Origin of the sequence: Variovorax paradoxus (genome assembly GCF_902712855.1) — a bacterium.
GTDB lineage: Bacteria > Pseudomonadota > Gammaproteobacteria > Burkholderiales > Burkholderiaceae_C > Variovorax > Variovorax paradoxus_Q.
This window is the reverse complement of the sequence record NZ_LR743507.1, coordinates 3,951,415-3,970,946: the sequence shown is the minus strand read 5'-3', so window position 1 is coordinate 3,970,946 and position 19,532 is coordinate 3,951,415. Positions and strand designations below refer to the sequence as shown.

Below are 19,532 nucleotides of genomic sequence, written 5' to 3'. Positions count from 1 at the left end.
AACAAAACGGAGCTCACTCCAAATGTCTATCGTAGAAGTCAAAGTCCCCCAGCTTTCCGAATCGGTGGCCGAAGCCACCATGCTCACCTGGAAGAAGAAGGCCGGCGAAGCCGTCGCCGTCGATGAAATCCTGATCGAGATCGAGACCGACAAGGTCGTGCTCGAAGTGCCCGCTCCCTCGGCCGGCGTGCTCGCCGAAATCGTGCAGCCCGACGGCGCCACGGTGGTTGCCGACCAGCTGATCGCCAAGATCGACACCGAAGGCAAGGCAGGCGCGGCTGCTCCCGCCGCGGCGCCCGCCGCTGCAGCGGCTCCCGCAGCAGCACCTGCTCCGGCGGCTGCGGCTGCGGCCGCCGCCGGCGGCTCGAAGGCCGACGTGGCCATGCCCGCTGCCGCCAAGCTGCTGGCCGACAACAACCTGAAGACCGGCGACGTGGCCGGCACCGGCAAGGACGGCCGTGTCACCAAGGGCGACGTGCTCGGCGCGGTCGCTTCGGGCGCGAAGCCCGCTGCGGCTGCCACCGTTGCCACGCCGGCTGCCAAGCCCGCGCTGCCGCAAGTGAGCGCACCGGCCGGCGCGCCCGACCTGGGCGAGCGTCCGGAACAGCGCGTGCCGATGAGCCGCCTGCGCGCCCGCATCGCCGAGCGCCTGATCCAGTCGCAGTCGACCAACGCCATCCTCACGACCTTCAACGAAGTGAACATGGCGCCCGTCATGGAACTGCGCAAGCGCTTCCAGGACAGCTTCACCAAGGAACACGGCGTCAAGCTCGGCTTCATGTCCTTCTTCGTGAAGGCCGCCGTGCACGCACTGAAGAAGTACCCGGTGATCAACGCCTCGGTCGACGGCAACGACATCCTGTACCACGGCTACTTCGACATCGGTATCGCCGTCGGTTCGCCGCGCGGCCTGGTAGTGCCCATCCTGCGCAATGCCGACCAGATGAGCTTCGCCGACATCGAGAAGAAGATTGCCGAGTTCGGCAAGAAGGCACAGGACGGCAAGCTGGGCATCGAGGAAATGACCGGCGGCACGTTCTCCATCTCCAACGGCGGCACCTTCGGCTCGATGCTCTCGACCCCGATCATCAACCCGCCCCAGTCGGCCATCCTGGGCGTGCACGCCACCAAGGACCGCGCCGTGGTGGAAAACGGCCAGATCGTGATCCGTCCGATGAACTACCTGGCCATGAGCTACGACCACCGCATCATCGACGGCCGCGAAGCCGTGCTGGGCCTGGTCGCCATGAAGGAAGCGCTGGAAGACCCGTCGCGCCTGCTGTTCGACATCTGACCGGCATCTGATCCACCCCCAGGCTGCGCGCACTTCGTGTCGCTTCGCCAACCCCCTTCGAGGGGGCGACACCTGCGGCCCGGCAAAGCCGGTTCCGCGGTGTCCGCGAAGGACGCCCATCCAGTGGCGCGCGCGCCAACTGAAACGGAAACCTCATGAGCAAACAATTCGACGTCATCGTCATCGGCGGCGGCCCCGGCGGCTACATCGCCGCCATTCGCGCCGCGCAGCTCGGCTTCAACGTGGCCTGCATCGACGAGTGGAAGAACGCCAAGGGCGGGCCGGCCCTCGGCGGCACCTGCACCAACGTCGGCTGCATCCCCTCGAAGGCGCTGCTGCAATCGTCGGAGCATTTCGAGCACGCCGGCCACGGCTTCGCGGACCACGGCATCAACGTGTCGGGCCTGTCGCTCGACATCGCCAAGATGCTGGCCCGCAAGGACCAGGTCGTGAAGCAGAACAACGACGGCATCACCTACCTGTTCAAGAAGAACAAGATTTCGTCGTTCCACGGCCGCGGCTCGTTCGTGAAGGCTGCCGAAGGCGGCTACGAGATCAAAGTGGCTGGCGCCGCCGAGGAAACCATCGTCGGCAAGCACATCATCGTGGCCACGGGCTCCAATGCCCGCGCGCTGCCGGGGGCGGCATTCGATGAAGAGAACATCCTGTCGAACGACGGCGCGCTGCGCATGGGCGCGGTGCCCAAGAAGCTCGCGCTGATCGGCTCGGGCGTCATCGGCCTCGAAATGGGTTCGGTGTGGCGCCGCCTCGGTTCGGAAGTCACGGTGCTGGAAGCACTGCCGACCTTCCTGGGCGCGGTGGACGAGCAGATCGCCAAGGAAGCCAAGAAGGCTTTCGACAAGCAGGGCCTGAAGATCGAACTCGGCGTGAAGGTCGGCGAGATCAAGTCGGGCAAGAAGGGCGTGTCGATCGCCTGGACCAACGCCAAGGGCGAAGCGCAGACGCTCGACGTCGACAAGCTGATCGTGTCGATCGGCCGCGTGCCCAACACCATCGGCTTGAACCCCGAAGCCGTGGGCCTTGCGCTCGACGAACGCGGTGCGATCAACGTCGACGGCGAGTGCAAGACCAACCTGCCCAACGTCTGGGCGATCGGCGATGTGGTGCGTGGCCCGATGCTGGCGCACAAGGCCGAGGAAGAGGGCGTTGCCGTGGCCGAGCGCATTGCCGGCCAGCACGGCCATGTCAACTTCAACACGATCCCGTGGGTGATCTACACGCACCCCGAGATCGCGTGGGTCGGCCAGACCGAGCAGCAGCTCAAGGCCGAAGGCCGCGCTTACAAGGCCGGCAGCTTCCCGTTCCTGGCCAACGGCCGCGCACGCGCGCTGGGTGACACGACCGGCATGGTCAAGTTCCTGGCCGACGCCGCGACCGACGAGATCCTGGGCGTGCACATGGTGGGCCCGCAGGTGAGCGAGCTGATCTCCGAAGCCGTCGTGGCGATGGAGTTCAAGGCCAGCGCCGAGGACATCGCGCGCATCTGCCACGCGCACCCGTCGCTGTCGGAAGCCACGAAGGAAGCGGCACTCGCCGTGGACAAGCGCACGCTGAACTTCTGATCCTCTCGATCTCTTGACCGGCGTCAAACAGGCCTATGAGGCGGAACTCGCTGCGCGCGGGTTCCGCAGCGATCCCGCGCAGATGCGTGCCGTGGAGGCACTGGACCGCTGCGCGCGGGAGTGGGCCGACTACAAGTCCCAGCGCTCGAACGCGCTGAAGAAGTTCATCAACCGTCCGGAGCTTCCCCGCGGCGTCTACATGTACGGTGGCGTCGGGCGGGGCAAGAGCTTCCTGATGGACCTGTTCTTCAACGCCGTGCCGCTGCGGCGCAAGACGCGCCTGCACTTCCACGAGTTCATGCGCGAAGTACACCGTGAACTTCGCGAACTGCAGGGCACGGTCAATCCGCTCGACGAACTCGGCCTGCGCATTTCCAAGCGCTACAAGCTGATCTGCTTCGACGAGTTCCATGTGGCCGACATCACCGACGCGATGATTCTTCATCGGTTGCTGGTGTCGCTGTTCGAGAACGGCGTGGGTTTCGTCACCACCTCGAACTTCAAGCCCGACGATCTGTATCCGGGCGGGCTGCACCGCGACCGCATCCTGCCCGCCATCGCGCTTCTGAACGAGAAGCTCGAAGTACTGAGCGTGGACAACGGCACCGACTACCGGCGCCGCACGCTCGAGCAACTGCGCATGTACCTCACGCCGAACGACGCTTCGGCCGAGAAGGAAATGCGCAAGGCCTTCGACAAGCTGGCTGAAACGGCCGACGAAAACCCCGTCCTGCACATCGAGCAGCGCGAGATCCGCGCGCGCCGCAAGGCCGGCGGCGTGGTCTGGTTCGATTTCAAGACACTGTGCGGCGGCCCGCGTTCGCAGAACGACTACCTCGAGATCGCCAGCCAGTTCCATACGGTGCTGCTGTCCGACGTGCCGCACATGCCGGTGCGCATGGCTTCGGAAGCACGCCGTTTCACATGGCTGGTGGATGTCTTGTACGACCGGCGCTGCAAGCTCATCATGTCGGCCGAGGTTCCGCCCGAGGCGTTGTACACCGAGGGGCCGCTGTCGCACGAGTTTCCGCGCACGGTTTCCCGGCTCACCGAAATGCAGTCGAGCGAATTCCTTGCCCTGGAACGCCGCATCGTCGATACCCGACTCACATGAAAAAAATCGCCCTTGCCCTGCTCATGACGTTGGCCAGCCTTCCGCTGTGGGCGCAGTCGAACGCCGCTGCGGGCAATGCCGACCTCGACGCGGAAAAGCGCAGGCTGTCCGCCGAGCGCGAGGTCGTCGAGAAGCGATTCGTGGACGAGCGCGCGGCCTGCTACAAGAAGTTCGCGGTGGAAGACTGCCTGCGCGAGAGCCGCAGCCGCCGACGCAAGGATACCGACAACATCAAGCGGCAGGAAACCGCGATCAACGACATCCAGCGGCAGCGCAGCGGCGCGGCCGAACTGCAGAAGCTCGACCAGAAGGCGGCCACGCAGCGATCCGTGGACGCTCCGGAGAAGCAGCAGCAGTCGGTGCAGAACCAGAAGGATCGCGAGCAGCGCGCCGCCGACCACGCCGCCAGCCGGGCTGCCACCGCGAACGAGGCCGCCGAACGCGAGCGCCAGTTCCAGTCGAAGCAGCAGGCCCACGCGAACGAGCAAGCCAAGGCCGCCCAGCGCCAGGCCGACGCGCCCGCCGCCGTCAACCGCTTCCAGGAAAGGCAGCGTCGCGCCGATGAGCACAGGGCCAATCGCGAACGCCAGAATGCGAACCGGGACAAGCCACGCGGTGCGCCGCTGCCGCCGCCCGCGCCGGCAGCGTCGGCACCTGCCCGCTGAAACACCAGCCCGGTGGGCGCTTTTCGCTGTTTCAGCCGTTGGCTGGGTTGGCTGGGGACGGAAGCGCGTCGAGCTTCAGGACGGCGATCGAAATGTTGTCGCCGGTGCCGCGGGCGCGACGGCGCGCCTCGCCCACCAGGATCTCGACCGCGTCGCGCGGCGGCTGGGAGTAGAGCACGCTCGCCATCTCGCCCGGGCTGAAGTAGTGCCAGAGTCCGTCGCTGCACGCCATCAGCAGGTCGCCGGCCTGCAGTTTGGGGATGTAGTACGGATCGACCGGCGGCGGTGTGGTCGCCATGCCCAGGCAGCCCAGCAGGATATTGCCTTGGGGATGCACGTTGGCCTCGGCCTCGGTGATCTCGCCACGGTCGATCAGCACCTGCACGTACGAGTGGTCGCGCGTGCGCGTGACCAATTGGCCGTCGTGGAAGTGGTAGATGCGCGAATCGCCGGCGTGAATCCACGCGCACTCGCCTTTCGGGGTCAGGATGAAGGCGGCCAGCGTGCTGTGCGGCTCCTGCTCGCTGGAGACGGCAGTGAGCTTGATGACGGTGTGCGAGTCTTCCAGGATCTGCCGCAGCACGGCTTCGGGGTCGTCGCGGCCGGGCTGGTAGCGTGTGAACAGCTGGCGCGCGGTCATCAGCACTTGGTCTGATGCCTTACGCCCGCCGCTGCGGCCACCCATGCCGTCGGCCACGAGCCCGAGCACGCAGCCAGGCACGCGAGGGTGGCTCATCATGAGCACCTGGTCCTGTTGGTAGGGCCGGTCTCCCTTGTGGAGTCCGGTGGCCGCGGCAAGTCGAAAGCCTTGAGTCATGAGGCATGTGCGCCTGGAGCGCGTGTTTCTGTCTTCTCGGGGATTCGTTTCAGGACGTATTATCGAATGAACCTGCGACGCGAAAACACAGCGTGCGCGCCCCACCGTTGGACTCCAATCTTCATTCCCTCTCCCGCCAGCTGATCGAGTTGCGCATCGAGCACGCCGACCTCGACGCCACCATCGACCGGCTGGCCGAAGGCTCGCCGCAAGACGAGCTGCTGCTGCGCCGCCTGAAAAAGCGCCGCCTCGCGTTGCGCGACCAGATCACGCGGCTCGAGAACGACATCGACCCGAAAGAACCCGCCTGATGGGCGCGCTCGAAGACAAGGTGCGCGACGCCTTCGCGCAGGACGGAGCGCTTTCGCGCGCTGCCGAGCAGTTTCGCGAACGGTCGGGCCAGACGGAAATGGCCATTGCCGTGGCCCGCACCATCGATCAGGGCGGCGTGCTGGTGGTCGAGGCGGGAACCGGCGTCGGCAAGACTTTCTCGTACCTCGTGCCGGCCTTGCTGAGCGGCGAACGGGTGCTCCTGTCCACTGCCACCAAGACGCTGCAGGACCAGCTGTTCGGCCGCGATCTGCCGCGGCTGGTCGAGGCTTTCGGGCTGCCGGTGCGCACCGCGCTGCTCAAGGGGCGTGGCAGCTACCTGTGCCTGCACCGTCTCGACATGGCGCGCCACGATGCGTCGCTGCCCGAGCGCGGCAGCCTGCGCACGCTCGCCAAGATCGAGCAGTGGTCGAAGGCCACGCGCACCGGTGACCTGGCGGAGTTGCCCGGGCTCGACGAACGCTCGCCGCTGATCCCGTTGATCACCTCCACGCGCGACAACTGCCTGGGGGCCCAGTGCCCGCAGTTCAAGTCCTGCCACGTCAACCTGGCGCGGCGCGAGGCGCTGGCGGCCGACATCGTCGTCATCAACCACCACCTCTTCTTTGCCGACCTCGCGGTGCGCGAGACCGGCATGGCAGAACTGCTGCCGACCGTGAGCGTGGTCGTCTTCGACGAGGCGCACCAGCTCAACGAGACCGGTGTGCAGTTTCTCGGCGCACAGCTCGGCAGTGGCCAGGCGCTCGATTTCGCGCGCGACATGCTCGGCGCGGGCCTGCAACATGCGCGCGGGCTGGTCGACTGGCAGCAACTGGTGGGCGGCGTTGAACGCGCTGCGCGTGAGTTGCGTCTGGTGGTCGGCAAGCAATGGCCGGGTGCCAAGCTGCGCTGGCTCGGCCCGTCGCCTGAAGGGGTCGATGCCGATGCCTGGCAACGTGCGCTGGACGACCTGCAGCATTCGTTCGAGGCTGCGGCCGAGGGGCTCGCCACCGTCAGCGAGATCTCGCCCGACTTCGTTCGGCTGCACGAGCGGGCACGCCAACTCGCGAAACGCGCCGCGCGCTTCGCCCTGCCTTGCGAGGTGGACTCGGTGCGCTGGGTCGACGTAGGCTCGCAACTGAGGCTGATCGAGTCGCCGTTGGACATCGCGGATGCGATGCGCAAGCGCGTGCTGAAGATCGTCGACGCCGGCGCGGATGACGGTGATGCGATCGAAGACGATCTCGACGCTTTTGGCGAGCGGCAGGGGCATCGGCCGCAGGAGGCGACTCCGCCGGAAAGCGCGGGCCGTGCCTGGGTCTTCACTTCGGCCACGCTCGGCGACGAGCCTACGCTGCGGTGGTTCACCGAGCCGTGCGGCTTGCATGACGCGGAAGTGCTGCGCGTGAAGAGCCCGTTCGACTACGCCGCGCAGGCCGCCCTCTACGTGCCGCGCGCCTTTCCGAAGCCCAACGATCCTTCGCACAGCCAGCGGGTGGCGCAGCTGGCGGCGCGTGGCGCCACCGAGCTCGGCGGACGCACGCTGGTGCTGACCACCACGTTGCGCGCGCTGCGTACCATCGGAGACACGATCAGGCAGCAGTTCGAGTTGCTCGATGCGCAGTTCCGGCCCGACGTGCTGGTGCAGGGCGAACTGCCCAAGCGCGTGCTCATGGACCGCTTCCGGGAAGGCGCCACGGCCGGGCGTGCCGGGTGCGTGCTGGTGGCGTCGGCCTCGTTCTGGGAGGGCTTCGACGCGCCGGGCGATGCGCTGCAGTTCGTGGTGATCGACAAGCTGCCGTTTCCGCCGCCGAACGATCCGCTGGTCGAGGCGCGCTCGCAGCGGCTGGAGGCCCAGGGGAGGAGTTCCTTCGCGGACTACTCCCTGCCGGAAGCGGCAGTCGCCCTCAAGCAGGGGGCAGGGCGCCTGATTCGCCGGGAAACCGACAGCGGCGTACTCGCAATTTGCGATACACGCCTGGTCGCCATGGGCTACGGCCGCCGATTGCTGGCGGCGCTGCCGCCGATGCGGCGGCTGGAAAACGAGTCGGATTTCGACGCCGCGCTGGACGCGCTCAGGGACTGAGCAAAGCGCGTCACTCGCGGCGACAGGGCTTTACCAGAGCTTCCACCAAGGGTCGTCCTTGCCCTTGAAGCCGTTCGCGAGGTATGCGCTTTGCGGGTAGTTGGTGGTCAGCACGCGTTGCGCGTCGTCGCGCAGGTCCTTCATGCCGAGGGCGTCGTAAGACTTGACCATGATGTACAGCGCTTCTTCCAGCGCCGGCACTTCGCGGTAGTCGGCCAGCGCGATCTGCGCGCGGTTGATGGCCGCGAGGTAGGCGCCGCGCGAATAGTAGTAGCGGGCCACGTGAACTTCATACTGCGCGAGCGAGTTCACGATGTAGTTCATGCGCTGGCGGGCATCGGGCGCGTAGCGCGAGTCGGGGAAGCGCGTGACCAGGTCCTTGAACGACTCGAACGATTCCTTGGCCGCCTTCTGGTCGCGCTCGGACAGGTCCTGGCGCGTGAGGAAGGCGAACATGCCCAGGTCGTCGTTGAAGTTGATCACGCCCTTGAGGTAGAGCGCGTAATCGAGCGCCGGGCTCGCGGGATGCAACTTCATGAAACGGTCGATCGTGGCGATCGCCGTGGCCTTTTCGCCCGACTTGTACTGGGCATAGGCCTTTTCGAGCTGGGCCTGCTGTGCGAGCGGTGTGCCGGCGGCACGGCCTTCGAGCTTCTCGTACAGCGGAACGGCCTTGTCGTAGGCGCCGGAACCGGCCTCGTCCTTGGCTTCCGCGTAGATGCGGTTGGGGCTCCAGTTCGCGGTCTTGTCGACGGATGTCGAGGAGCAGCCGGCTGCCAGCAAAGCTGCCGCGCTGAGCGCGATCCAGGTGGGGACCGATAATTTGGCGCGAAACATCACATACGGCTTTCGTGAAACAGTTACCCTCAATTATATCGACGGCCCCCTTGGGCTCTCTTGCGGAAGTCCCCGAGTCGGCGGAGGCGGCCGAGCTCGAAGATGGCGCCGACCCGGTCGAACCCAGTGAGTTGCGTCCCTTCGTCGTCGATGCGGCGCAGCATGGCCAGCGGCTGGACCGCGCGCTGGCCGTGCTGGTGCCGGAGTTTTCCCGAAGCTATCTTCAGCAATTGATCGAAGCCGGAGCGGTCGAACTTCAGGGCCGCACGCTCACCAAGGTGTCGGCTGCGGTGAAAGCAGGGCAGTCCGGGCGGATCGAACTGCGTCCTACGCCGCAGAGCCAGGCATTTCGTCCCGAGGCGATGGACATCGTCACCGTTCATGAGGACGAGCATCTGCGCATCATCGACAAGCCTGCGGGCCTCGTGGTGCATCCTGCACCGGGGCACTGGAGCGGCACGCTGCTCAATGGCCTGCTGGCGTTGGACCCCAAGGCTTTGCTGCTGCCGCGCGCCGGCATCGTGCATCGGCTCGACCGCGACACCAGCGGGCTGATGGTGGTGGCGCGAACACGGGCCGCCATGGATGCCATGGTGGCGCTCATCGCTGCGCGCCACGTCAAGCGCCAGTACCTGGCGATCGGCCATAAGCCTTGGGAAGGCGCGGTTGCGCGACAGATTGACGCGCCCATCGGCCGTGATCCGCGCAACAGGCTGCGCATGGCGGTGGTCGACCTGGAGCGCCACGCTGGCAAGACGGCGCGCACCCTGATCGAGCGCCTCGACAGCAACGCCGAAGGCTGTGCAGTGCGTTGCACCCTTGAAACGGGGCGCACGCACCAGATTCGCGTGCACATGGCATCGATCGGCCATCCGCTGGTGGGGGACACGCTCTACGGTGGCGCGCCGGCCGTTGGGCTGTCGCGCCAGGCGCTCCATGCCTTCAGGCTCGCCTTCGTGCACCCCGTCACGCAGACGCCGTTGGAGTTCCGCTCTGCGCCGCCGGCCGACCTCATCCAGGCTTTGCAGTCCTGGGGGCTGGATTACAATCGCGCCTGACGGCCCGAGGGCCGCGCCGGTCACCCGAGACCGGCCTTGCGTTGCATCTGCCGCGTGCCTGCAGCGCCTACTCCTTTCATCCTCCTGAACAAGCGCCTCGAGGCGCCTTTTCCCGGATAACGCGAACCATGAATACGGCGGATGCCAAGCGCATTCTCGAAACCGCCTTGATCTGTTCGAGCCAGCCGCTGCCGGTGCGCGACATGCGCGTGCTGTTCGACGACGAACTGGGTGTGGACACCATCAAGGTGCTGTTGCTTGAATTGCAGGAAGACTGGGCGCAACGCGGCCTGGAGCTTGTGAGCGTCGGCAGTGGCTGGCGTTTCCAGAGCCGGCCGGAGATGCGCGACCACCTCGACCGCCTGCATCCCGAGAAGCCGCCCCGCTACACGCGCGCTGCGCTCGAAACGCTGGCCATCATCGCGTACCGGCAACCCGCGACGCGCGGCGACATGGAAGAAATTCGCGGCGTCACGATCAATTCGATGATCCTCAAGCAGCTCGAGGACCGCGGCTGGGTCGAGGTCATCGGCCACCGCGAGACGGTGGGCCGTCCGGCGCTCTATGCGACCACGCGGCAGTTCCTCGACGATCTGGGCCTGGCTTCGCTGGACCAGTTGCCACTGATCGAGACGCCGGCGCAGCAGGCTGCACTGGTCGATGCACTTGAGCAGGCGTCGGGCGAGCAGCAGGGCTTGCCGATCGAGGGCGACTCGGATGCCGCCGCACAGGATGCGTCGGCCGACCCGGGTGCGCTGCGGTCCGAGGAAGTGGCCGCCGATGTCGTCCCGGAAGCCACTGAAACCGCCGAAGTTGCCGAACCCGTGGAGGCGGCCGAGGCCATCGAAGCGGCGCAAGCGCAATTCGCCGAGCGTGCTGCCGCAGACAGTAGCGCGCTGGAAGCTCTGCACACCACAGAAGGCGTCGCCGAACCCGCTCCCGAGCCTGCGGACTCAGAGTCCGCGCGGGCTACTGGCCCGGCGCCGGAACCCGATGCCCCGTCCCCGGACGAGGCCGATCCTCACGCTCCTTTCCCCGGAAAAACCTCATGAGCACAACCGACACCGAAGACGCGGCCATGCTGCCTGCCGAGCCCGAAGTCAAAAAGAAGAAAAGGGCGGCTGCGCCCAAGAAGGCTGTAGGTGCTGCTACTGAATCGGTAGCGCCGGATGCTGCGACGCAACCCGGGCCGGAGCCGGATGTGCCGGTGGAAGCCGAGGGGCCCAGGAAGCCGCGCGGTCCGCGCAAGAAGAAGGTGGTCTTGGACGAGGTCGTGGCCGCGCCCGAGGTGCAGCCGGCAGGTTCGGATGCGCCGGCAGCTGGAGAGCCGGCAGCTGTCGCTGCCGAGGTGCAGGCATCCGTCGTCATTGCGCAGTCCGAGGAAGGCGTTGCGCCGGTGGTGGCTCCGCAGCCCTCGCAGGCTGTCCGCAACGACGAGGACGACGACGAAGACGAGGACGAAGAAGAACCTGACGAGGAAGAAGACGACCTGGACCGCGCCCGCCGCGCCGCCGAGCGCGAGCAGCGCAATGCGTTGCCGCCCGAGCCGATCCGGTTCGCCGACGTCATTTCCGGCCAGTTCGATGCCGACGAAGAAAGCCCCGAGGTGCCGCCGCTGAAGCGCGTGCTGCTGCCGGAGGCCGATTCGCCCAAGCTGCACAAGGTGCTCGCGCAGGCCGGTCTCGGCTCGCGGCTTGAGATGGAGCAGCTGATCCTGCAGGGACGCATCTCGGTCAACAACGAGCCGGCTCATATCGGGCAGCGCATCCAGTTCGGTGATCAGGTCAAGATCAATGGCAAGCCGATCCGTTACCGGATTGCGCCCCCGCCGCCGCGCGTCATCGCGTACCACAAGCCCGTGGGCGAGGTCGTCACCCACGACGACCCGCAGAACCGTCCGACGGTGTTCCGAAAGCTGCCGCGGCTGCAGCAGGGCAAGTGGCAGTCGGTCGGCCGCCTCGACCTAAACACCGAAGGCCTGCTGCTTTTCAGCAGCTCCGGCGACCTGGCCAACCAGCTCATGCACCCGCGCTTCGGCCTCGAGCGCGAATACGCGGTGCGCGTGCTGGGCGCGCTCACCAGCGAGGAAAAGCAGAAGCTGCTCGACGGCGTGCGCCTCGACGACGGAATGGCGCAGTTCGGCACCATCGAGGACGGCGGCGGCGAAGGTTCCAACTGCTGGTACCGCGTGACCATTTCAGAAGGCCGCAATCGCGAGGTGCGCCGCCTGTTCGAGTCGGTAGGCCACGCGGTCAGCCGGCTGATCCGTATCCGCTACGGTGCGATGGTGCTGCCGCGCGGCCTGAAGCGCGGCGCGTGGATGGAGCTCGACGAGCGCGACATCCGTGCGCTGTTCCAGGCTTCGGGTGGTGCCGTGGGCCGCCCTGGTCCTCAGCAGCGCGGTCCGGGACAGGAGGGCGGCGGCAACGGCCGCAATGGGCGCAACAAGAAGCGCCGCGGCAACCGCAACGCGGCGGGCGGCCAGCCGCAGCAGCGCGACATGCGCGACGACGGAAGCCGCGAGGCGCCGATCCCGAATCCGCTGGGCGACGGTCGTCCTCCGCGCGGTGAGCGGGGTGAGCGGGGTGGGCGCGGCAATCGCGGCGGCGGCAACGGTGGCCCGCCGCAGGGCCAGGGCCGCCGCGGCAATGCGGGCGGCGGCAATCGTCAAGGCGGAAGCCGGCAAGGCGATGACCGCCAGCCGAGCGCATCCAACCAGCCCGACCCGATGAAGACCTCGTTGGGCTACATCGGCGCCGACAGCTTCTCGCGCCAGCGAAAGGAGCAGCGGAGCGGCCAGGGCCGCCGCGGAGGCGGCGGTGGATTCGGTGGCGGAGGCCAGGGCGGGCAAGGCGGCGGACGCCGCCGCGGTCGCTGAAAGCCTGCCGACGTGGCGCGGCCTTTGCGGGGTTTTCACCAATCCGCCAGGTCACGCCGGTTAAAATCAGAGGCTTTGTCGACACGTGACGCAACGGACCTGTTGCAGTTGTGACAAAACACTTCAAAATCAAAGCTCCAGGAAGCATTTCAATGGCCATCGAACGTACCCTTTCCATCATCAAGCCCGACGCAGTTGCCAAGAACGTGATCGGCAAGATCGTTTCCCGTTTCGAAGCTGCCGGCCTCAAGATCGTCGCCGCCAAGCTGGTGCACCTGTCGCGCAACGAAGCCGAACAGTTCTACGCCGTGCACAAGGAACGCCCCTTCTTCAAGGACCTCGTCGAGTTCATGATCTCGGGCCCCGTGTTCGTGCAAGTGCTCGAGGGCGACAACGCCATCGCCAAGAACCGTGACCTGATGGGCGCCACCGATCCCAAGAAGGCAGCCGCCGGCACCATCCGCGCCGACTTCGCCGACAGCATCGACGCCAACGCCGTTCACGGTTCGGACGCTCCCGAAACCGCAGCGAACGAAGTCGCCTTCTTCTTCGCCGGCCTCAACGTCTACGCACGCTGAAGTCGTATCTCGACCGATTCCATGACCACGGCCAATCTGCTCGATTTCGATCTCGAGGGGTTGGCTGCGTTCTGCGAAAAACTCGGCGAGAAGAAATTCCGCGCCACGCAGCTGTTCCGCTGGATCCACCAGCGTGGCGCGAGTGACTTCACCCAGATGACCGATCTGGCGAAGTCATTGCGAGAAAAGCTAGCGACCACCGCGCGCGTGGAGGCCCTGCCGGTCCTCACGCAGCACGAATCCAAGGACGGCACGATCAAGTGGCTGTTCGACGTCGGCGACGGCAACGCCGTCGAAGCCGTATTCATTCCCGAGGACGACCGCGGCACGCTTTGCGTGTCGTCCCAGGCCGGCTGTGCGGTCGGTTGCCGCTTCTGCTCCACGGGGCACCAGGGCTTCAGCCGCAATCTCAGCACGGGCGAGATCGTCGCCCAGTTGTGGTTTGCCGAGCATTTCCTGCGCAAGCACCTCCGCCGCGACGAACGCGTCATCTCCAACGTGGTGATGATGGGCATGGGCGAGCCGCTGCAGAACTACTCGGCGCTCGTGCCTGCGCTGCGGACCATGCTCGACGACAACGCCTACGGGCTGTCGCGCCGTCGCGTGACGGTGTCGACCTCCGGCGTGGTGCCGATGATCGATCGCCTGGGCGCCGATTGCGCAGTGGCCATGGCCGTTTCGCTGCATGCGCCCAACGACGCGCTGCGCGACGACCTCGTGCCGCTGAATCGCAAGTACCCGATTGCAGAACTGCTCGAGGCTTGCAAGCGCTACCTCGTGCATGCGCCGCGCGACTTCATCACCTTCGAGTACTGCATGCTCGATGGCGTCAACGACCAGCCCGAGCATGCCCGCCAACTGATCGAGCTGGTGCGCACGCACGACGTGTCGTGCAAGTTCAACCTGATTCCTTTCAACCCGTTCCCGGCGTCGGGCCTTCTGCGTTCGCCGCAGCCTCGCGTGCTGGCATTCGCAAAGATGCTGAGCGAAGCCGGGATCGTGACCACCGTGCGCAAGACGCGCGGTGACGATATCGACGCCGCATGCGGACAACTCGCCGGCGACGTCAAGGACCGCACCCGTGCGGCCGAGCGCATGGCCCAGCGCCGCGCTGCAGAGCGACCCATCGTTTTGCATCCGGTTCGCAAGACCGCACCCCAGGAGCATTGACAGAATGAGCATGGCCTTTCCGATGACGACCGTGAATGCGCAGCGGCTGCTTGCCGTGGGCCTTGCCGGCGTCGCCGTGGCGTTACTGCTCTCGGGCTGCGTGAACACGCGGACCACCACAACCTCCTTGGCCGACAGCAGTTCGAGCAAGGGTAACGAGATCGTGACCGAATCGGACGAGAGTTCGCGGCAGCGCCGCGCTCGCCTTCGCATGGAGCTCGCGTCCGGCTACTTCGAGCAAGGGCAGACGACGGTCGCGCTCGACGAGATCAAGCAGGCGCTGGCCGCTGATCCGAACAATGCCGATGCTTACAACCTGCGTGGCCTGGTCTACATGCGACTGGACGACGCCGGCCTTGCGGAAGACAGTTTCCGTCGCGCCATCGCCATCAATCCGCGCGACGCCAATGCGCGCCACAACTACGGCTGGCTGCTGTGCCAGCAGAACCGCTTTGGCGACGCTGCCACGCAGTTCAACGAAGCGCTCGCCGTGCCGAGCTATGCCGACCGCGCCAAGACGCTCATGACCCAAGGCGTGTGCCAGCTCAAGGCGGGCCAGCGCGTCGAGGCCGAGCGCAGCCTCATGCAGGCGTACGAGATCGACGCCGGCAATCCGGTGGTCGGCTTCAATCTCGCATCGGTGCTCGCCCAACGCGAAGAGTGGTCGCGTGCGCAGTTCTACATTCGCCGCGTCAACAACAGTTCCGCAGCCAGTGCCGAAACGCTCTGGCTCGGCATCAGGATCGAACGAAAGCTCAACAACCGCGAGGCCGCTGCGCAGTTGGGAGGCCAGTTGCAACGACGTTTCCCCCAATCGCGGGAGGCATCAGCGTACGAGCGCGGGAATTTCAATGATTGATCGGGTTTCGGAGTTCGGCACTTCCGTGGCACAGCCGCTAGAGGAAGGCGACATCACGCACAAGACGGCCGGCGACCTGCTTCGCGAGGCGCGCGAAGCCCACGGATTGCACATCGAGATGGTGGCGGCCGCGTTGAAGGTGCCGCCGCAGAAGTTGCTTGCGCTCGAGGCGGACGACATCGCCTCGCTGCCCGATCCGGTCTTTGCGCGCGCATTGGCCAGCAGCGTGTGCCGCGCACTGCGCATCGATCCGGCGCCGGTGCTGGCCAAGCTGCCCACGACACAGAAGGTGTCGCTTGCGGAGGCCGACCGCACGCTCAAGACAAACATCTCCTCGGGCACGCCGCGCTGGAGCGGCAGCAGCAGCCGGTCGAGCGGCCTGCCTTCGCGTACGTTGCTCACCGTGGTCCTCCTGTTGCTGGTGGGGGCCGGCGCGCTCTTCTGGCTTCCGCAGTCGGTGTTCGACCAGATCGGCGCCTCGGTGTCACGCCTGACGGCTCGCAGCAGCGCCGACGCCGGCTCGGCCGCCAACGACCCTGCGGCAAGCGCCCCGTCGAGCTCTTCCGGCGTCGTGGCCGAAACCGTTCCCGCGCAGATCGTGGCGCCGAGCGGTCCTGTGAGCACGAATGCTCCGGCTGCACCCATGGCATCCGCCATACCCGGCGGCGCCGCTGCCACTGCTGCGGCCCCATTGGCAGCGGCTTCCGCGCCGGTGGCTCCAGTCGCTGGAGGCAGCCAGCAACTCGTCTTCGTTGCACGCGAGGAATGCTGGATCACCGTGACGGAAGCCGGCGGCAAGCAACTGCTACGCCGCAGCCTGAAGGCCGGCGAAACGGTCGGCCTGTCGGGTACGCTGCCGTTGTCGGTCGTGGTGGGCCGTGCGTCCAGCGTCGACGTGCAGGTTCGCGGACAACCTTTCGATCTGAAGCCTGTCACCAAGGGTGGCGGCGTGGCGCGTTTCGAGGTGAAGTGATGACGGACGACAGCCTTCCCGTGCCCATCGAATCGGCCGCGCCCAAGGCGCGACGCTCGCGCCAGGCCCGCGTGGTCTGGGGCCCGCGCGTGGTCACGGTCGGTGGCGACGCACCGGTGCGCGTGCAGTCGATGACCAACACCGATACGGTCGATGCCATCGGCACGGCCATCCAGGTGAAGGAGCTGGCCGTTGCGGGCTCCGAGATGGTCCGCATCACGGTCAATACGCCGGAAGCGGCGGCGCAGGTGCCGTACATCCGCGAGCAGCTCGATCGCATGGGCATCGACGTGCCGCTGGTCGGCGATTTCCACTACAACGGCCACCGGCTGCTGACCGACTACCCGGCTTGCGCGGAAGCGCTGAGCAAGTACCGCATCAACCCCGGCAACGTGGGCAAGGGCGACAAGAAGGACAAGCAGTTCGGCCAGATGATCGACGCGGCGATGCGCTGGAACAAGCCGGTGCGCATCGGCGTGAACTGGGGCAGCCTCGACCAGGAACTGCTCGCCAGCCTGATGGACGTCAACAGCGGCCGCGCCCAGCCCTGGGACGCCAAGCAGGTGATGTACGAGGCGCTCATCACCTCGGCCATCGAATCCGCCAGGCTGGCCGAGTCGATGGGCATGGATGGCAACCAGATCATCCTTTCGTGCAAGGTAAGCGGCGTGCAGGACCTGATTTCGGTCTACCGCGAACTGGCTCGCCGCTGCGACTACGCGCTGCATCTCGGCCTCACCGAGGCCGGCATGGGCACCAAGGGCACGGTGGCATCGGCCACGGCGCTGTCGATCCTGCTGCAGGAGGGCATCGGCGACACCATTCGCGTGTCGCTCACGCCGCAGCCGGGCGAGTCGCGCACGCAGGAGGTGGTGATCGCTTCCGAGATCCTGCAGGCGCTGGGCCTGCGCGTGTTCGTGCCGAGCGTCACCGCCTGTCCCGGATGCGGGCGCACCACCAGCACCACGTTCCAGGAACTGGCCAAGCAGATCGACGACTACCTGCGCATGCAGATGCCGGTCTGGCGCAAGAAGTATCCCGGCGTCGAAACGCTCAAGGTCGCGGTCATGGGCTGCATCGTCAACGGTCCCGGCGAGAGCAAGCACGCCGACATCGGCATCAGCCTGCCCGGCAACGGCGAGGCACCTGCCGCGCCGGTCTTCATCGACGGTGAAAAGGCGCTCACGCTGCGCGGCGACAATATCGCCAACGAGTTCCACCAGCTCGTCGAAACCTACATCGAAAAGCGCTTCGGCGGCGAACACGCTGTCGCGGCCTGATACCTCCGCAGACTCATGGCTGAAAAATTGAATGCCGTCAAAGGCATGAACGACATATTGCCGCCCGAATCGGCGCGCTGGGAATGGCTCGAGGCCACCGTGCGCGACCTGATGGGCCGCTTTGCGTACCGCAACGTCCGCACGCCGATCCTGGAACACACGGCACTGTTCGTGCGCGGCATCGGCGAAGTGACCGACATCGTCGAGAAGGAGATGTACTCCTTCCAGGACCGCTCGGACAAGTACGGCGACAACGACCACCTGACGCTGCGGCCCGAGAACACGGCAGGGCTCGTGCGCGCCGTGATCGAGCACAACATGCTCTACGACGGCGGCAAGCGTCTCTGGTACACCGGCCCGATGTTCCGCCGCGAGAAGCCGCAGCGCGGCCGCTTCCGGCAGTTTCACCAGATCGGGGCGGAGGCCCTGGGTTTCGCGGGCCCCGACGTCGATGCCGAACTGATCCTGCTGGCGAGCACGCTCTGGAAAACCATCGGCCTGACCGATGTGCGTCTCGAGCTCAACAGCCTGGGCCAGCCTGCCGAGCGCGCCCAGCATCGCGCGCAACTCATCGCGCACTTCGAGAAGCACGCCGACAAGCTCGACGAGGACGGCAAGCGCCGCCTGCACAGCAACCCGCTGCGCATTCTCGACACGAAGAATCCAGCCATGAAGGAAGTGGTGGAGTCGGCGCCGAAGCTGATCGACTTCCTCGGTGCCGAGTCGCTTGCGCACTTCGAAGGACTGCAGGCCATCCTTAAGGCCAACGACATCGACTTCACGATCAACCCGCGTCTGGTGCGCGGCCTGGACTACTACAACCTCACGGTGTTCGAGTTCGTGACGGACCGGCTGGGCTCGCAGGGCACGGTCTGCGCGGGCGGCCGCTACGACGACCTGATCGCCCAGATCGGCGGCAAGTCCGCGCCCGCCGTGGGTTGGGCCATGGGCGTGGAGCGGGTGCTCGACCTCATGAAGGAGCAGGGCACCGACATTCCGTTGCCGACACCCGATGTCTACGCCGTGGTGCCGGACGCTGCGGCGATGCCTGTGGCACTGCGCACGTTGCAGCAGCTGCGCGACGCAGGTGTCCGCGTGCAGATGCATGCTGCCACTGTCGATGGTCAGGGCAGCTTCAAGTCGCAGTTCAAGCGCGCCGACAGCAGCGGCGCCACGTACGCCCTGATCTTCGGCGCCGATGAACTCGCACGCGGCGAAGTGACCCTCAAGGCGCTGCGTGACGCGAGCATTGCGCAGACCGCCCGGTCTCTCTCCGATGTGGCCGCCTGGGCCGCCACCCTACAATCGCCGGCTCCCAACACCTGACAGCGCATGGCAACCCATCTCGACCTCGAAGAACAGGAACAGCTCGACCAGCTCAAGCATTTCTGGAACACCTACGGCACCCTGATCACCTGGGTCGTGCTGCTCGTCGCCGGCGCCTTCGTGGCCTGGAATGGCTGGCAGTATTACCAGCGCAGCAAGGCAGTCCAGGCGGCAGCTCTCTACGACGAGGTCGAACGCAGCACGCAGTCCGGCGACGTCGAACGCATCCAGCGCGTGCTGGGCGACATGAAGGAGCGGTTCGCCGGCACGGCCTACGCGCAACAGGCTGGGCTGCTGGTCGCCAAGACGCTGTATGACAAGGGCAATGCCGAAGGTTCGCGCGCCGCGCTGACCTGGGTGGCGCAAAGCGCCATCGACCCCGGCTACCAGGCTATCGCCAAGCTGCGTCTGGCGGGCGAGCTTCTCGAGAGCAAGTCGTACGACGATGCGCTCAAGCAGCTCGACGGCAGCGTGCCCAAGGAATTCGAACCGCTGGTGGCCGACCGCAAGGGCGACATCTACCTGGCCCAGGGCAAGCGCGCCGAAGCGCAGACCGAGTACCGCAAGGCATGGACCGGCCTCGGTGCCACGTCCGACTACCGTCGCCTGATCGAGATCAAGCTCAACGCCGTGGGCGTCGACCCCAAGAGCCTGGCCCCCGTCGTCACCGTCACACCTGCAGCCCCCAAAACTCCCTGACCGCAT

The 19,532-nt window shown here is 66.4% G+C and carries 18 protein-coding genes; 16 read left to right on the top strand and 2 right to left on the bottom strand.

The annotated features are described in order from the left end of the window. The first annotated feature begins 22 nt into the window (after window positions 1–22). The 4 genes from odhB to AACL56_RS18455 all read left to right on the top strand — a co-directional run bounded on the left by odhB (window position 23) and on the right by AACL56_RS18455 (window position 4,656). Complete coding sequence (gene odhB / locus AACL56_RS18470; RefSeq protein ID WP_339091268.1) at window positions 23–1,294, top strand: 2-oxoglutarate dehydrogenase complex dihydrolipoyllysine-residue succinyltransferase; 1,272 nt, start codon at window positions 23–25, stop codon at window positions 1,292–1,294. Between the two features lie 155 nt (window positions 1,295–1,449). Beyond that, complete coding sequence (gene lpdA / locus AACL56_RS18465; protein ID WP_339091267.1) at window positions 1,450–2,877, top strand: dihydrolipoyl dehydrogenase; 1,428 nt, start codon at window positions 1,450–1,452, stop codon at window positions 2,875–2,877. A 13-nt stretch (window positions 2,878–2,890) separates the two neighbouring features. Beyond that, complete coding sequence (gene zapE, locus AACL56_RS18460; protein ID WP_339091266.1) at window positions 2,891–3,991, top strand: cell division protein ZapE; 1,101 nt, start codon at window positions 2,891–2,893, stop codon at window positions 3,989–3,991. Then, window positions 3,988–4,656, top strand: a complete 669-nt coding sequence (locus AACL56_RS18455) for a hypothetical protein (RefSeq protein ID WP_339091265.1) — start codon at window positions 3,988–3,990, stop codon at window positions 4,654–4,656. Before zapE ends, AACL56_RS18455 begins: the two co-directional genes overlap by 4 nt. 31 nt (window positions 4,657–4,687) lie before the next feature. Here the strand turns inward: AACL56_RS18455 and AACL56_RS18450 are convergent, their stop codons facing one another. Next, window positions 4,688–5,473 carry a PP2C family protein-serine/threonine phosphatase gene (locus tag AACL56_RS18450; RefSeq protein WP_339091264.1) on the bottom strand — a complete coding sequence of 262 codons (786 nt, stop codon included), beginning with the start codon at window positions 5,471–5,473 and terminating at the stop codon, window positions 4,688–4,690. Window positions 5,474–5,580: 107 nt separating this feature from the next. Here AACL56_RS18450 and AACL56_RS18445 point away from each other — a divergent pair, with 107 nt between their 5' ends. Further along, window positions 5,581–5,784, top strand: a complete 204-nt coding sequence (locus AACL56_RS18445) for a YdcH family protein (protein ID WP_339091263.1) — start codon at window positions 5,581–5,583, stop codon at window positions 5,782–5,784. Then, on the top strand, window positions 5,781–7,868 hold the full coding sequence (locus AACL56_RS18440) for an ATP-dependent DNA helicase (protein ID WP_339092894.1): 2,088 nt from the start codon (window positions 5,781–5,783) through the stop codon (window positions 7,866–7,868). The genes AACL56_RS18445 and AACL56_RS18440 overlap by 4 nt, the downstream gene beginning before the upstream one ends. Window positions 7,869–7,898: 30 nt before the next feature. Here the strand turns inward: AACL56_RS18440 and AACL56_RS18435 are convergent, their stop codons facing one another. Then, the gene (locus tag AACL56_RS18435; protein ID WP_339091262.1) at window positions 7,899–8,705 is read right to left on the bottom strand and encodes an outer membrane protein assembly factor BamD; all 807 of its coding nucleotides are present in this window, start codon (window positions 8,703–8,705) and stop codon (window positions 7,899–7,901) included. Between the two features lie 35 nt (window positions 8,706–8,740). Here AACL56_RS18435 and AACL56_RS18430 point away from each other — a divergent pair, with 35 nt between their 5' ends. The 10 genes from AACL56_RS18430 to AACL56_RS18385 all read left to right on the top strand — a co-directional run bounded on the left by AACL56_RS18430 (window position 8,741) and on the right by AACL56_RS18385 (window position 19,526). Then, window positions 8,741–9,763 carry an RluA family pseudouridine synthase gene (locus AACL56_RS18430; protein WP_425337067.1) on the top strand — a complete coding sequence of 341 codons (1,023 nt, stop codon included), beginning with the start codon at window positions 8,741–8,743 and terminating at the stop codon, window positions 9,761–9,763. Between the two features lie 128 nt (window positions 9,764–9,891). Further along, a complete protein-coding gene (gene scpB / locus AACL56_RS18425) occupies window positions 9,892–10,815 on the top strand; it encodes an SMC-Scp complex subunit ScpB (RefSeq protein ID WP_339091260.1) in 924 nt (307 codons plus the stop codon). Continuing rightward, window positions 10,812–12,641, top strand: a complete 1,830-nt coding sequence (locus tag AACL56_RS18420; protein WP_339091259.1) for a pseudouridine synthase — start codon at window positions 10,812–10,814, stop codon at window positions 12,639–12,641. The genes scpB and AACL56_RS18420 overlap by 4 nt, the downstream gene beginning before the upstream one ends. Before the next feature lie 152 nt (window positions 12,642–12,793). After that, window positions 12,794–13,219, top strand: coding sequence for a nucleoside-diphosphate kinase (gene ndk, locus AACL56_RS18415; protein WP_108134098.1), 426 nt, complete (start codon window positions 12,794–12,796; stop codon window positions 13,217–13,219). Window positions 13,220–13,240: 21 nt separating this feature from the next. Further along, the gene (gene rlmN, locus AACL56_RS18410; RefSeq protein ID WP_339091258.1) at window positions 13,241–14,389 is read left to right on the top strand and encodes a 23S rRNA (adenine(2503)-C(2))-methyltransferase RlmN; all 1,149 of its coding nucleotides are present in this window, start codon (window positions 13,241–13,243) and stop codon (window positions 14,387–14,389) included. Window positions 14,390–14,393: 4 nt separating this feature from the next. Next, on the top strand, window positions 14,394–15,248 hold the full coding sequence (gene pilW, locus AACL56_RS18405; RefSeq protein WP_339091257.1) for a type IV pilus biogenesis/stability protein PilW: 855 nt from the start codon (window positions 14,394–14,396) through the stop codon (window positions 15,246–15,248). Then, window positions 15,241–16,221 carry a helix-turn-helix domain-containing protein gene (locus AACL56_RS18400; protein ID WP_339091256.1) on the top strand — a complete coding sequence of 327 codons (981 nt, stop codon included), beginning with the start codon at window positions 15,241–15,243 and terminating at the stop codon, window positions 16,219–16,221. The genes pilW and AACL56_RS18400 overlap by 8 nt, the downstream gene beginning before the upstream one ends. After that, a complete protein-coding gene (gene ispG, locus AACL56_RS18395) occupies window positions 16,221–17,501 on the top strand; it encodes a flavodoxin-dependent (E)-4-hydroxy-3-methylbut-2-enyl-diphosphate synthase (RefSeq protein WP_339091255.1) in 1,281 nt (426 codons plus the stop codon). The genes AACL56_RS18400 and ispG overlap by 1 nt, the downstream gene beginning before the upstream one ends. Window positions 17,502–17,516: 15 nt before the next feature. Further along, window positions 17,517–18,827, top strand: coding sequence for a histidine--tRNA ligase (hisS, locus tag AACL56_RS18390; protein ID WP_339091254.1), 1,311 nt, complete (start codon window positions 17,517–17,519; stop codon window positions 18,825–18,827). A gap of 6 nt (window positions 18,828–18,833) precedes the next feature. Next, on the top strand, window positions 18,834–19,526 hold the full coding sequence (locus AACL56_RS18385; RefSeq protein ID WP_339091253.1) for a YfgM family protein: 693 nt from the start codon (window positions 18,834–18,836) through the stop codon (window positions 19,524–19,526). The last annotated feature ends 6 nt before the right edge of the window (window positions 19,527–19,532 follow it).